The organism is Pseudomonas caricapapayae (assembly GCF_001400735.1).
In the GTDB taxonomy this organism is placed as follows: domain Bacteria; phylum Pseudomonadota; class Gammaproteobacteria; order Pseudomonadales; family Pseudomonadaceae; genus Aquipseudomonas; species Aquipseudomonas caricapapayae.
This window is the reverse complement of sequence record NZ_LJPW01000038.1, coordinates 52,190-65,152: the sequence shown is the minus strand read 5'-3', so window position 1 is coordinate 65,152 and position 12,963 is coordinate 52,190. Positions and strand designations below refer to the sequence as shown.

General features: G+C 58.3%; 11 protein-coding genes and 2 pseudogenes. 7 read left to right on the top strand and 6 right to left on the bottom strand.

Features of this window, described 5'->3' with window-relative positions; all coding sequences use genetic code 11:
- Positions 1 to 151 precede the first annotated feature (151 nt).
- The gene (locus ALO80_RS04725; protein ID WP_055008127.1) at positions 152 to 502 is read left to right on the top strand and encodes a hypothetical protein; all 351 of its coding nucleotides are present in this window, start codon (positions 152 to 154) and stop codon (positions 500 to 502) included.
- Between the two features lie 95 nt (positions 503 to 597).
- Here the strand turns inward: ALO80_RS04725 and ALO80_RS04720 are convergent, their stop codons facing one another.
- Positions 598 to 915: a DUF883 family protein gene (locus tag ALO80_RS04720; protein WP_003400563.1), complete on the bottom strand. Its 318-nt coding sequence runs from the start codon at positions 913 to 915 to the stop codon at positions 598 to 600.
- A 153-nt stretch (positions 916 to 1,068) separates the two neighbouring features.
- Between ALO80_RS04720 and ALO80_RS04715 the strand changes: the two genes are divergently transcribed.
- The 3 genes from ALO80_RS04715 to ALO80_RS04705 all read left to right on the top strand — a co-directional run bounded on the left by ALO80_RS04715 (position 1,069) and on the right by ALO80_RS04705 (position 3,461).
- A complete protein-coding gene (locus tag ALO80_RS04715; protein ID WP_054988254.1) occupies positions 1,069 to 1,323 on the top strand; it encodes a hypothetical protein in 255 nt (84 codons plus the stop codon).
- 103 nt (positions 1,324 to 1,426) lie between these two features.
- Positions 1,427 to 2,788, top strand: coding sequence for an MATE family efflux transporter (locus ALO80_RS04710; protein WP_055008126.1), 1,362 nt, complete (start codon positions 1,427 to 1,429; stop codon positions 2,786 to 2,788).
- A 22-nt stretch (positions 2,789 to 2,810) separates the two neighbouring features.
- The gene (locus tag ALO80_RS04705) at positions 2,811 to 3,461 is read left to right on the top strand and encodes a TetR/AcrR family transcriptional regulator (protein ID WP_055007105.1); all 651 of its coding nucleotides are present in this window, start codon (positions 2,811 to 2,813) and stop codon (positions 3,459 to 3,461) included.
- 16 nt (positions 3,462 to 3,477) lie between these two features.
- Here ALO80_RS04705 and ALO80_RS04700 read toward each other — a convergent pair whose 3' ends face one another.
- Positions 3,478 to 6,219, bottom strand: coding sequence for a beta-glucosidase (locus ALO80_RS04700; protein ID WP_055008125.1), 2,742 nt, complete (start codon positions 6,217 to 6,219; stop codon positions 3,478 to 3,480).
- Positions 6,216 to 6,458: a hypothetical protein gene (locus tag ALO80_RS04695; RefSeq protein WP_055008124.1), complete on the bottom strand. Its 243-nt coding sequence runs from the start codon at positions 6,456 to 6,458 to the stop codon at positions 6,216 to 6,218. Before ALO80_RS04695 ends, ALO80_RS04700 begins: the two co-directional genes overlap by 4 nt.
- 569 nt (positions 6,459 to 7,027) lie before the next feature.
- Here ALO80_RS04695 and ALO80_RS32260 point away from each other — a divergent pair.
- A pseudogene (locus ALO80_RS32260) lies at positions 7,028 to 7,342 on the top strand (hypothetical protein); the annotation flags it as partial.
- A gap of 37 nt (positions 7,343 to 7,379) precedes the next feature.
- Here ALO80_RS32260 and ALO80_RS04690 read toward each other — a convergent pair.
- Entirely contained in the window at positions 7,380 to 8,261 is an 882-nt protein-coding gene (locus tag ALO80_RS04690; RefSeq protein WP_055008123.1) for a glycoside hydrolase family protein, read from the bottom strand.
- 126 nt (positions 8,262 to 8,387) lie between these two features.
- Positions 8,388 to 8,867 (bottom strand): LEA type 2 family protein, encoded by a 480-nt coding sequence (locus tag ALO80_RS04685; protein ID WP_054988259.1) that lies wholly within the window; start codon positions 8,865 to 8,867, stop codon positions 8,388 to 8,390.
- 174 nt (positions 8,868 to 9,041) lie between these two features.
- On the opposite strand from ALO80_RS04685, the pseudogene ALO80_RS04680 reads away from it, so the two are divergent.
- Both ALO80_RS04680 and ALO80_RS04675 read left to right on the top strand, forming a co-directional pair.
- A pseudogene (locus ALO80_RS04680) lies at positions 9,042 to 10,250 on the top strand (acetyl-CoA C-acyltransferase).
- Positions 10,251 to 10,340: 90 nt separating this feature from the next.
- Positions 10,341 to 11,114: an enoyl-CoA hydratase gene (locus ALO80_RS04675; protein WP_055008122.1), complete on the top strand. Its 774-nt coding sequence runs from the start codon at positions 10,341 to 10,343 to the stop codon at positions 11,112 to 11,114.
- On the opposite strand, the gene ALO80_RS04670 is transcribed toward ALO80_RS04675, so the two are convergent.
- A complete protein-coding gene (locus tag ALO80_RS04670; protein ID WP_055008121.1) occupies positions 11,054 to 12,697 on the bottom strand; it encodes a type VI secretion system Vgr family protein in 1,644 nt (547 codons plus the stop codon). The two genes, ALO80_RS04675 and ALO80_RS04670, sit on opposite strands and share 61 nt — an antisense overlap.
- Positions 12,698 to 12,963 lie beyond the last annotated feature (266 nt).

The window sequence follows — 12,963 nt, the reverse complement described above, 5'->3', positions numbered from 1 at the left end:
ATGGCGAGAAAATATAACTGATTGTTGCGAAAACCCTGTGTGGCCAGCGCTTCAGGGCATTTGAGCAGGCATGCGACACCTCGACACACTCCGTCAACGGACCTCGGGGGAATGATAGACTCGCGCCACTTCAGACGAGGAGCAAACCTACGTGCGCAAGACGGTAATGATAATAGTGGTACTGGCGCTGGCTGGATGCGATGCAGGCAGTTCGCGTGCGCCCGGCAGGGAAAAAGCCCAGGATGCGGCTGTTACTGCTCCGGTCTCCACGCCACAATGGTTCATTCAGATGAATTCGCGCGAGGCGGTCAGCGATACCAGCGCCTGGTTGCTCGAACGCAGCTACGCGCCGGTGATCGTGGACGTTGACGGTAAGCAGCAAGTATTGATCGGGCCTTATGAGAGCCAGGCGCAGGCCGAGGAACAGCGCGTGGCGCTGCAAGCCAAAGTCACGAAGTCTCACCGGTTTGCGGAGCCTTCGGTCGTGCAGCACGCCCGGTAAGCGTGACTTCAGGGATACACCATCTTTACAGAGTCAGTGCATCAAGCCTCGCGAGTCTGTAAAAAGACCCGCGATGCCTTTTTAGCGGCAGTCGATCAACGGCGGCCCAGTAGCAGGCCTACGACCAGCCCGAAGCCCGCAGAAATAGCCACGGTCTGCCAAGGGTGACCACCAATGTAAGTCTCGGTCGCTTCGACAACCGGTTTGGTGCGGTCGCGTACGCTAGCCATCGAGTCCAGTGCCTGCTTCAACTTGACGCTCAGTTGCGCACGCAGCGTCTCCGCTTCTTCGCCAACCAGCGCAGCACTTTCCTTGAGCAGTTTGTCGGATTCTTCGATCAGTGCCTGCAGGTCACTGAATGCCTGATCCTTGATTTGATCGGCAGCTTGTTGAGCAGGGGTCTTACGAGCCATGGGTTTCTTCCTTTCAAGTGATGGCAACAGTGATCAATGGAGTCTCATGCATCCTGAAAAGTTGCAATTGCTTGAGCGACCTGACGCAAGACTCTGCAAGGAATGCCTCCAGGGGGTGTAAGATGCAGCCGTTTTTAGCCGTAGGTGACTGTGATGAGTTTCAATCTGGCCAATCGGCCGCTCCCCGAACGTACCGCACTCGAAGACGAAAAATCCCGCCTGTTCGACCTCTGGCAGAGCAATCTTGGCAAGGCCAAGGGTGAGGCTGCACGCTTGATGGGCGAGCGCGCCAAGCGCAAGGGCAAGTGGTCCGAATGGGTACGCTCCGAGCTGGACACAATGAGCCCGCCGGAATACGCCAACATGGTTCGCAGTGAAGTGAATCGTCTGGTCGCGGCGAGCAAGTAGCCAGCAACAGCGCCTGGGACACAGATCAAGGATTCCCCGTTCCTTATGCACATGCGTGGGAACGTCTTGCATGCAAGGCTGATCAGGCCTTTTGAGAACATTGATGGCCCAAGCCAGTGCAAGATTTACCCAAGGCAGCGTAGCGCGCCACATTGTTCTTACCGCCAGTGCCAGTGCCTTGAGCCTGTTCGCGATTTTCCTCGTCGACATTCTGACACTGGTCTACGTATCGATGCTGCGTGACCCGGTGCTGCTGGCAGCGGTGGGCATCGCCAAGGTACTGATTTTTTTCAACAGTGCGCTGGCAACCGGTCTGATCATCGCAGCGACTTCAGTGCTGTCGGAACGCATCGGCCATCGCGCAGCGAAGTCAATACCGCGGCTGACGGGTAGCTTGATGCTGATGGTTCTTATGGTCTGCGGTCTGGCGGCTGCCGTGCAGTTGGCGCTGGTGGTCCCGATTACTCACTGGCTGGGTGCCGAGGCGGCCACTTACGAGGCAGCACGCAGTTTCATCTGGTTGACACTGCCCTTTACCGTGCTGCAGGCGGTGATGCAGATGTCGGCGCAGATGCTCAGAACCACCGGTGATAACCGCCGGGCGCTGGCGGTTGTGCTGTCGGCTGCCGCCACGCTGGCGGTCGCGGACCCGTTATTCATCTTTGTACTGGACCTGGGGCTGAAGGGGGCCGGCGTTGCGTTCGCCGTTTCGGCCTTTGTTTCAGCCTGCATCGGCGTGTATTGGGTTCGCTGCCGCGTGGGCATGGTCTTCACACGCAATCTGAAGCTGTTGCGCCTGCACGTCTGGCGCACCTTCAGGCTTGCGCTTCCCGCAATGGCGGCAAATCTGGCCACACCTGTCGGTTTGGCTTATCTTGTGGCCTCGCTTTCGGCATTCGGTACCTCCGCTTTGGCCGCCATGACGGTGCTGGACCGGGTCCTGCAGTTTTCCTATTGCGCTTTTTTTGCCCTGCCGGGTGCGCTTGCGCCGGTGCTTGGCCAGAATATCGGTGCGAACCGGGATGATCGCGTGCGCTCTGCGGTTGTCTTCACCCGCAAACTGGTGGTTTGTTACGGGCTGGCTGTCTGGCTGATGCTGGTGCTGTGCGGCGGCATGATTGCCGATCTCTACCAGTTGGGGGGCGATGCCCGCGCTGTGTTCCTGGCCTTTTGCGTATGGGGCGGCGGACTCTGGGTGTTGATTGGTCTGGATTTCGTCGCCATCGCCGTGTTCATCACCATGAACAGGTCGTGGTGGGTGGCGGTATTTGCCTGGCTCAGGGCAACGGCGGGTACGGTGCCCTTTGTATTTGCCGGCATTCACTGGTTCGGCAGCAGCGGCGCGTTGCCCGGCATGTTTGCTGGCAATGCGCTCATCGCACTGATCTCCATCACCACGGCTTCGCTGACGGCGAAGCGGTTTTTCACCAGCAGGGCTCCGGTCACGAGCATCGGGGCGCATTGAATCAAGGCGTTATCAGGTTTTTATGGTCATCGAAGAATCAGGGAATGAGTCCGAAGAAACAGCCGCGCCCAAACGCCGTCGTGCGCCCAAGGGCGACATGCGCAGAAAGGCCTTGCTGGATGCCGCCACGGTTGTTTTCGCCAGAGACGGCTATTCGAGTGCGTCAATGCGCGAGGTTGCATTGCTGGCCGGCATCACCACCGTCGGGTTGCTGCACCATTTTCCCAACAAGGAAGCCTTGCTCGCTGCGTTGCTGGAGCGCAGGGATCAGCGAGTCACGTCACGGTTTCAGGATCTGGTTACCGAACCGACGCTTGAAGGGTTTCTGAAATTCCTCAAGCTGAGCATGAGCTTCAGTATCGAAAATGCCGACGAATGTCAGGCGGCGTTACTGATGAACACTGAAAGCCTGTCGAAGTCGCATCCCGCATGGACGTGGCACCACGAGCGATTCCAGCTGACTCACGAGCATGCTCGGGGTCATCTGCAGGCGTTGGTCGACGCGGGCGAGGTGCGCACCGATATCAATGTCAAAGCCCTGGCCCAGGAAATTTTCTCGGTCATGGACGGTTTGCAGATTCAGTGGCTGCGTAGCCCGCAAGACGTCGATGTCATGGCGGTTTTCGATATCTACGTGCAGCGCCTGGGAAGGGATATCAAGGCTCATCCCTGAGCCTTGACGAGGTGCATCAGTAAGTCTGTGTCGCGCTGACCTGTACTGCCTTGCGCAGTGGCAGCGGCAGCGGGTTGCTGTCGCGAGTGGTCAGTTTTTCGGGGTACAGCGTGATCAGCGTCCTGTTCAGCGTCAGGTTCTCCGAGTTTGCACCCACGAGAATCTTGAACTTCCCGGCGTCAACGTCCCAGCTCGCGGTCTTGTCGACGTAGTAGGCCAGCGAACGCGAGTCTATCGGTACGCTGACAGTCTTGCTCTCTCCGGGCTGCAGGTACACCTTGGTGAAGCCCTTGAGTTCCTTCTCCGGACGGTCCACGGCAGGATTGACCGGCTGCACATACAGTTGTGCAACTTCGAAGCCTGCCTTGTCGCCGGTGTTGGTCACGGTAAATTTGACATCGATCGTCGAGCCTGGCGTGAGCACATTGGTCGACAGTTTCAGGTCGCTGTAGCTGAACGTGGTGTAGGAAAGGCCATAACCGAAGGGATAAAGCGGCTTGGCGTGCTTTTTGTCATACCCGCGATAACCCATGTACATGCCTTCGCTGTAGGTCATTTCAGTCAGGGCATTGTCACCGTGATAGGCGGCAGGGTCCGGGTAAGAGGCATAGCTGGGGTTATCCTCGATCTTCTTGTCGATCGTGACCGGCAGCTTGCCCGACGGGTTGACCTTGCCATAAAGGATCTCGGCCAGCGCCTGACCGCCTTGCTGGCCTGGGAACCAGGCTTGCAGCGTCGCGCCGACCTTGTTCGCCCAAGGCTGCATGTTGGCTACGCCACCGCCGTGCATGACGACGATGGTATTAGGATTGGCCTTGGCGACGAAGCTGATCAGTTCGGCCTGTTGATCAGGCAGATCGAAGCCGTGGTCAGAGCCTTCGCCTTCGTTTTCAGACGTGGTCCCTGTAGCCACCACGACGGCATCGTATTTCGACAGGTCCTTTGGCGGACGCAACGAAGCCCAGCTCATCTGCACGCCGGTCAGGCCGCCCAGCACCGGGATGAAGTTGCCCTGTATACGCTGGTATTCGAGCTTCACGTTATACGTCTTGCCAGCCGACAATGACGCGGTTTTCCCCGACGTTGTCAGCGCATTCACGACGTCACCAGAGTAAGGCACGCCGTCGCTCTGCAGCACCAGTTCATCGTTGACCCAGAGCTTGTACGGGCCGTCTGCCCGCACTTTGAATACCTGTGCGCCCGAGACTGTCGGCTTGATGGTCGTGGTGAACCGTGCCGAGAATGCGCCGGCTGTCGGGCTGAAGCCGGACACCGCCGTGCTGCCTGCGTTGGTGGCGTTGGTGCCGGTGGCCCAGTTGAGGTTCAAGCCTGGCTCGACGCGCGTCAGCACCGGGTCGCCGGAAAAGCTGGTGTTGGAGAAGTATTCGGCTTTCACCCCGGCATTACTGATCCCGTTGTCGCCGGTTGCCGGCTGATACCACACCGAGCTGGTCGGATTCAGGCTCATCTCCGAGAGGTAGGTCACATCGGCGCTGCTGGCTGCCAGTTGCTGCAGGCCGCTCAGTTCGGTCACATAGCTGTTGGGCGGCGAGTTGGCGGTGCCGAAAGGTGATGCCGGTACATCATGCGCCCAGTTGCCGATCACGGCGATCTTTGCCGAGCGTGCCAGCGGCAGCAATGGCTTGCCCGCAGCGGTGTTCTCGTTGCGCAGCAAGACGATGGATTCGCGCGCCGTATTCAGCGCCGCGCGCATGCCGTACTCGGGGTGGTCCAGGGTCTTGGCGGTGTTGAGGTTTTCCTGGAGGTCATAGCTGACAATCGCGCGCAGGTTGCGTTTGACCTTGTCGTCGATCACGTTCTGGGTCAGTTGCCCGCTCCACAGGTAAGGCAGGAGTTTGGCTTCGGTGAACTGAAGGCCTGAGGGCATGTCGATGTCGGTACCGGCCCACGCGCCCTTGAACGCATCGTGGATGGCGTTGAAGTCACTGATGACCATGCCCTGATAGCCCCATTCGCCCTTGAGCACTTCAGTGATCAGATGATGGTTTTCACAGGCGTAGTCGCCGTTGACCTTGTTGAAACCACACATGATCGAGGCCACGTTGGCGTTCTTGACCATCGATTCGAAGCCTGGCAGGTACAGCTCGCGCAGGGTGCGCTCATCAACCTTGACGTCGACTGCCTGGCGGTTGGCTTCCTGCTCGTTGGCCAGATAATGCTTGCCACTGGCCTGGATACCCTGCGCCTGGATGGCGTTGACGATCGCAGGTGCCAGCACTGCACCGAGGAACGGGTCCTCACCGCTGACGTACTCGGCCGAACGACCGTTGTAAGGCGTGCGATACAGGTTGGCACCTGGCGAGAGCATCTGTTGACCGCCGGAGATTCGTGTCTCGTAAGCGATGGCCAGGCCGAACTCCTTGGCCCGGTTGATGCTCCAGGTCGCCGCCAGCGCGGACTGCGACGGGTACTGAGCGCCAAACGTGGCGTTGTTGACGTGCACGCCCATGGACGAGTCATACGCCACGGTGCCCTTGATACCCCACTTGAGCAGGGAAGGGATCATGTGGCCGTCGTTGACGCGGGTGAAGTTGATCTTTTCCGACTGATTCATGTTGTCGAGAATCGAGCTGACGCGCGCTTCGACTTCATTGCCGGTCGCCGGGGTAACGGCAGCCAGCGCAAGGTTGGCCTGCATGACGCTGAACGTCAGCAGGCTCAAGCCCAATGTCTGTTTGAAGGCTGACAAGGCAAGTGTCCTTCTGGTCGATGTAATCGGTTGATAGAGGCTGTTCATGGGCGTTGCGCCTGTACCGGGGCGTCGTCGGTGTCTACTGGAGCATCGAGCAGGGAGGACGAGCTCTGCTGTCTGGCTGGGCTGATCTTGTCGGCACCCGACAACTGATCGCGTCTGGCTTCAACCTGCACTCGACTCTGTTGATCGGACCCTGTGGTGGTGGCGGTAGACGTTGAGTCCGCTGCCAGCGTGGACACACTGTGCGCACACAAAAGTACTGCACTGAAAACAGACAGCATGGTTCTAGTCATCGATTGAATCTCGATTAATGGTTTGCAGGAGGAAACAGGCGGCTGTGGCAATGACACATCGCTTGGCTGAACACTCAGTCCGGCGCGAGCGTAAAAAGTTCACCGACCGATAAAGTATTACCAAGACTGTTTTTATTAAATGATGTCATTTGGCTATGTATGATTTTTTGTGAAAGTCAGTCGGCGAATTCAGTGATTTTTTCAGAGTTAATGGCTAATTATTGTTATATTTCAGCAATAAAATTTCATGGTTTACAGTAATATTGACTTTTAATTGCTTTTTTCTAAACCTAACTGTTATTAGGTTTAAGGTTCTGTTAAGCTTTTGATCCTGCCATTACTGCACACATTAAAAGCGGATGAGTGAGCGGTAAAGTACATCCGTCCATCACTATTGAGTGGCGATTCAGTTGTTTTCTTAATGCGCCTGAAGCGCAAATTTTAATAAAAAAGATCAACTCTCTTTTGCCAAAGAATAGAGCGTTCGGCGTGTTGCCTCTTTCAGGGTTTAAACGCTTATTGTTGATGTCGGCAAGAACGATAATGGTGTTCCGCGGGTGTGTTGTTCAGGCTTCATTACGTTAAAGGCAAATGCGGTGAGTGACGAAAATCCGCGCGTTGATCTTGCTGTCTTGAGCATCGTCAAGCGCCTGTGCGTGAGCAAGCCCCAAAAGCTGACTTTCGGGCAGATCTACAGGGAGCTGGTGCGTGCCCACTCCCGAGCCCCTGCAATCCATGTGTGTGTCACGACAGTCGACACTCTGGTCAGGGAGGGCCTTCTGATCTCGGCAAAAGTTCTGGAAGCCGATCAGTCATTTCCCTATACGCAGCACATCATCAGTGGCCTGACCGAGATCGGCGCGGCTTCGCTTGCGGGTTGCGAAGATGCCTTGAGCAAGCCTCGCGGGATCACTCGCTGTGCGGCAGCGAGAGGTAGTACTGACCCAGCTCGGTCAGTTGACCTTCGCTGTTCAACAGGCTGGAAAAGTGCGGGTCGGGGTTCATCCGGCCAGTGAACCAGGCATACCTGAATACATCTGCGCGCTGCTCGAGCGTGGCGACCATATCGGCCATCTGCTGTTTCTGCTTTTCGACTGAGTCAATCTGCATTCCGTCATCCAGCGCGTGCCAATTCGCGAACTCGGTGACCCAGAAGGGTTTTCCGTACTTCGACAGTCTGTCGAGCATTCCTGACAAACCATAGTCGTACCAGTGAAACGCCAGATAATCGATGCGCGGATCCCGACCCTGGTTCATGGCCCGGTACGCTGTGTAGAAGGCATCGAGCCACACCACCGGGTCGCCGTAGCCCGGCATGGTCCCCCAATTCATCGCCGGGCCCACCAGTTTTACTCCGGTCTGAGCCGCGATCTGTTCCAGCCTGGGCCAGAAGCTGGCCGCTGCCTCCGGCGTCAGGTTGGCCTGGTCGAGCAAATTGGGTTCATTGATGGCCAGCAGGTAGTGAATGGAGGGATGGGCCAACAGGTATTGTTTCAACTGGCCGTCGTCGAGGTTGTCGTTCCACACCATCGGGATGAAATCCACGCTGTACGTCGAGGCGTAATCGTAGGACGCCAGGCGGTCGTGAGCCTTGGGGCTCCAGTTGTACCACCAGCTCACGCCTGACGACAAAGCGCTCAGGTCGGCAGGCAGGGCGACGTCATAGGCGATGCCGCGTTTGGCACTTTTTTCGGCCGCGCATGCCGGCGCACTGGACAGACCGAGCGTGAATGCGAAAAGGATGAGAGCGGGCAGGTGACGGAATCGTGCTGGCAGCGTTTGCAGAGTCATTGGCAGATCTTCCTTGAGCATGAAAGGGGCGCAGAGCGTGTCTTCAGGGCTAGCAGCAAACATGCCACCGGTGTCGACCGTTCATGTTTGCCGCGCCTGCCCGTTGCTTCAGGCCGTCAGTCAGGTTTACCAGGGATCGCCCTCGGCCTGGCGCAGATCCAGGGTGCCGCTGTCACTGAAACGCAGCGTGCCGAACAGGCCGCCCGCCAGCTTGCCGCGTAAGGTGTAAGGCAGATTATCCAGGCGCTGGCTCTGGGACAGTCCCAGCGCCTGACGCAAAGCGGCAAACGCCGACACGCTGACCGGCACCACCAGCACCGCCTCGGAGAAACGTCCGACGGTGCCTTTCTGGTTGCTCACCCCAGAAGCCAGCAGTCTGCCGTTCACGTCCAGATCCAGCGCCACGCCGGTGTAGTTGATCTCGGTTTCGTTCGGGTTCTGCACGCGCAGAGTGACCGCCATACGCAGTTCAAGTCCTTGCCCGGGAACCGGTTCGATGCCGACGACATTGATCGTAAGCGGGTCTCGGTGGGGGATTAGCGCACACGCGCTCAGACTGAGGATAAGCAGACATGAGAGCAGGGCGCGGATCGGGCGTAGCGACATTCGTGTGCTCCAGCGTCGGGTTCAGTCAACTTCAGACCTCACCCGCTGTGAGAGATTCGCCTGGTCGGGCGCAATGCCGGGATACCCGCTAATCTGCCTGTTTCAACCATTGCGTCGGCAGTGCCGCAGGTTGATGATTCGACCGATCCAATAAAAACAAGACTGGAGAAAGCCATGCCCATCGAAAGGACCCCCCTTCATCAAGACCCCGTAGTCATTGTCAGCGCTGCACGCACGCCTATGGGCGGTTTTCAGGGCGAATTGCAAAGCCTCGCTGCAACAGAACTGGGCTCGATCGCCATTCGCGCTGCCGTTGAACGCGCAGGTATAGAGCCCGCCGAGGTGCAACATGTTCTGTTTGGCTGCGTACTGCCAGCCGGTCTCGGTCAGGCGCCCGCCAGGCAGGCGGCGCTGGGTGCCGGGCTGGGCAATGCGACGCTGTGCAGCACCGTAAACAAGATGTGCGGTTCCGGCATGCAGACTGTGATCATGGCCCATGATCTGTTGATGGCAGACAGCACCGCCGTGGTGGTGGCCGGAGGCATGGAGAGCATGTCCAATGCGCCTTATCTGCTGGATCGCGCACGTAGCGGTTATCGCATGGGGCACGGCAAGGTGCTGGACCATATGTTTCTTGACGGTCTTGAGGATGCCTATGAGCCGGGTCGGCTGATGGGCACCTTTGCCGAGGACTGTGCCGGGGCCAACGGCTTCAGTCGCGAGGCGCAGGATGCGTTCGCCCTCGCATCACTGGCCCGCGCGCAGCAGGCCATCACTGACGGCCATTTCGATGCGGAAGTCGTTCCTGTTCAGGTCAAGGTGGGTAAAGAGACCAGGCAAGTCACTCACGATGAACAGCCGCCCAAGGCGCGTCCGGAGAAGATTCCGATGCTCAAACCCGCTTTTCGCGAAGGGGGTACGGTGACGGCGGCTAACGCCAGTTCAATCTCTGATGGCGCAGCAGCGCTGCTGTTGATGCGCCAGTCCGAAGCGCAGCGGCGAGGGCTTCGGCCATTGGCGGTGTTACATGCCCATGCGGCATTCGCCGACCAGCCTGGCCTGTTTCCGACAGCACCGATAGGAGCGATTTAGCGTCTGCTGGGCAAGACGGGCTGGGCGCTCGATGACATTGATCTGTTCGAAATCAACGAGGCGTTTGCAGTCGTGCCACTGGTGGCAATGAGCGAGCTGGGCCTTGCCCACGAAAAGGTCAATGTCAATGGCGGGGCCTGCGCGCTGGGGCACCCGATAGGCGCTTCGGGCGCGCGGATTATCGTGACGCTGTTGGCGGCCCTGAAACTCAGAAACCTCAAGCGTGGGCTGGCGGCTATCTGTATCGGTGGCGGCGAGGCTACCGCCGTTGCTGTTGAAATTATTATTTAGCAATTAAATCAATAGTTTGAATTATTAAATTAATGTCAGTTCTGTAGTAAATGGTTGTGTTTTGATTTTTTTATAAAAGGATATTTATCAATGTCTTACGAGACAATTATCATTGAAATTATAGGTTCGGTCGGTGTGGTCAGGCTGAATCGTCCCAAGGCACTGAACGCATTGAATGCTCAGCTGATTGACGAGTTGAACCATGCGCTCGATCAGTTCGAGTCGGACAGCGACATCGGCTGCATCGTGCTGACAGGCTCGGAAAAAGCCTTCGCTGCCGGCGCGGATATCAAAGAGATGGTCGACCTGTCCTATCCGCAGATTTACCTTGACGATCTGTTTCGCGAAAGTGACCGGGTCGCTGCGCGGCGCAGACCTGTCGTGGCTGCCGTAGCCGGTTTTGCGCTGGGTGGCGGGTGTGAGCTTGCATTGATGTGCGACTTCATTCTGGCTGCGGAAAACGCCCGGTTCGGGCAGCCGGAGATCAATCTCGGTGTATTGCCGGGGATGGGCGGTACGCAGCGTCTGACCCGAGCTGTCGGCAAGGCCAAAGCCATGGAAATGTGCCTGACCGGCCGACTGATCGATGCTCACGAAGCAGAGCGCGCCGGTCTGGTTGCACGCGTGCTGCCGCTTGATCAATTGCTGCCGGAAGCACTGGCGGTAGCGGCTGTTATCGCCGGTAAGTCTCTGCCGGTCGCGATGATGGTCAAGGAAAGCGTCAACCGCGCTTTCGAAGTCAGTCTGGCCGAAGGCATCCGGTTCGAGCGCAGGGTTTTTCATGCCGCATTCGCCAGCCACGATCAGAAGGAGGGCATGAACGCGTTTATCGACAAGCGCCAGCCTGATTTCAAGGACTGCTGATCTATGTGACCCACAATCAGGATTCGCCGAGCATCGACGTGCAACTGCGCAGCTTGCCCGCCCACAATCGCACCGCCATGAGCGGTGACATGCAGGTGCTGCCCGCTCGACAGTCGAATGCACTCGACCGACGAGGCAGTGACACCGTCAGGCCCCGGATGGCCAATCGAAAGGCGTTCTCCAGACAGAAGCACTGCGCAGATCACGGGGCGTTCGGGGTTGTTGTCGAAACAGCGGATCAGCACACGTGTGCCGGGTGGTAACGCCTGGATCCCCGCGCAGGCGACCTCGGCCATTGGCCAACGCTGCACGGGGTCATCCGCCGGGGCTTGAACTTGCCAGTCGAACCGGACCGCTCGATACCCGTGCAGGCCCGGACAAGCCTCGCTATGTTGCAGCGTGGCACCAAGATCGCCTGTGACGGAGGGGCGAGGATGTTTGAGCGAGGGGCGGAACGGCATCGCCCACGGTATGACCCTGAAGCTGTTGCAATAGCCATTGCCCTGTAGCTGTGCAGCCGCGGGTGACGATCGCTGCGCGCCGACAAGAATGCGCAGGATTGTCAGCGCATCGCGAGGGGCGATACCCCTGAGAACCTGTAACTGCCTGCCTGCGTGACCGATTTCGCTCAGTAGCCATTGATCATTGAGCAATGGCTCTGGGTGATCGAGCACCTGAATCACTTCGCCACAGTGCAAGGCGGGCTCGCTGCTTCGTCCTCTGACATCGCGTCGTTCGCAGCGCAGTCGCTCAAGTGCGCGAATACCGCGCTGGCGGTGCAGTGTGTCTTTCTGATCGATCGCGCCACCAGGGCTTGGTGGCCGGAATGCCTGATTGGCCGCCGCCGTCAGGTTGGTCCCTTGGCGTGGTGACGAAGGACGGTAGGCTGGTTGCAAGGGGTGAGCAGTTTGTCTTGACGCGTGCGGCAGCGACAGAGCTTCGGTCAGGTGCAGGAGCGGCTCTCGCGAGGCACCTGACGGTTCCTGATGCTTGAAGCGGACGGGTACTGGCTGTGCCGGAAAGCTTGCAGGGTCGTCCGAGAACACCAGCCGATGACCGCACGGGCGATGCTCGAAACGAAAATGAATGCCTTCCTCCTCGCACAGGCGCTGCAACAGGTGCAGATCGCTTTCGTCGTACTGAATATGCAGCGGCCTGGCAGGATACAGACCGTTCATGTGCTCGAACCGGTAGGCGCTCGCTCCGATGCCGTGCGCTTCAAGCAACCGCACAATCAGTTGAGGAATCGCGATGTCCTGATAAGTGCGGCGTTGCGGCTGCCGCGCCAGCCTGCGCAGCTCAGGCATCAGGATCAGATGGTAAAGGCTCACATGAGCGCCGCGGTGAAGTCGGGCTGCATGGCAGATACGGCCATGCCTGCCGGTTCGAGGCCCGCCGAAGCTTATAAACGCTTCGCGATGCAACAGGCTTCGAACGTCCAGTTGTGGATCGCTGCCGATCACCCAGATGTCGAAGCGATACAGGTCGTTGAGGGCTTCGTGGCCGATGAAGCTGATGATATGCATGTCCGGCTGGCAGTCGGTTATCTCCAGCATGATGGGCACTTGCAGGTCCTTGCGCATCTGCGGGCTCTCTACCGTGAAAATCAGGGGCGCGCAGGTTACGGAATACCTTGCCCTAAAAGCATTGCTGCAAGGTTTTTCGGAAAAAGACTACAAGCCATGATGGAAAACGGATGATTGCCGTCAGCCCGATTGGCAGCCATCTTGGCGAGTTGGTTCGGTCAATATGTCGGTCGGGGGTTTCATCTGCCGTGATCGCGTATAAAATGCGCCGCGCCGGACAGGGTATTTTGCCGGTGACCCTTTTTCAGCGCCTTGCCAGCGCC

Coding starts and splice junctions, on each gene's coding strand:
- ALO80_RS04720 (WP_003400563.1), bottom strand. CDS start 915: ATGGCTCGTAAGACCCCTGCTCAACAAGCTGCCGATCAAATCAAGGAT.
- ALO80_RS04715 (WP_054988254.1), top strand. CDS start 1,069: ATGAGTTTCAATCTGGCCAATCGGCCGCTCCCCGAACGTACCGCACTC.
- ALO80_RS04710 (WP_055008126.1), top strand. CDS start 1,427: ATGGCCCAAGCCAGTGCAAGATTTACCCAAGGCAGCGTAGCGCGCCAC.
- ALO80_RS04705 (WP_055007105.1), top strand. CDS start 2,811: ATGGTCATCGAAGAATCAGGGAATGAGTCCGAAGAAACAGCCGCGCCC.
- ALO80_RS04700 (WP_055008125.1), bottom strand. CDS start 6,219: ATGAACAGCCTCTATCAACCGATTACATCGACCAGAAGGACACTTGCC.
- ALO80_RS04695 (WP_055008124.1), bottom strand. CDS start 6,458: ATGCTGTCTGTTTTCAGTGCAGTACTTTTGTGTGCGCACAGTGTGTCC.
- ALO80_RS04690 (WP_055008123.1), bottom strand. CDS start 8,261: ATGACTCTGCAAACGCTGCCAGCACGATTCCGTCACCTGCCCGCTCTC.
- ALO80_RS04685 (WP_054988259.1), bottom strand. CDS start 8,867: ATGTCGCTACGCCCGATCCGCGCCCTGCTCTCATGTCTGCTTATCCTC.
- ALO80_RS04675 (WP_055008122.1), top strand. CDS start 10,341: ATGTCTTACGAGACAATTATCATTGAAATTATAGGTTCGGTCGGTGTG.
- ALO80_RS04670 (WP_055008121.1), bottom strand. CDS start 12,697: ATGCGCAAGGACCTGCAAGTGCCCATCATGCTGGAGATAACCGACTGC.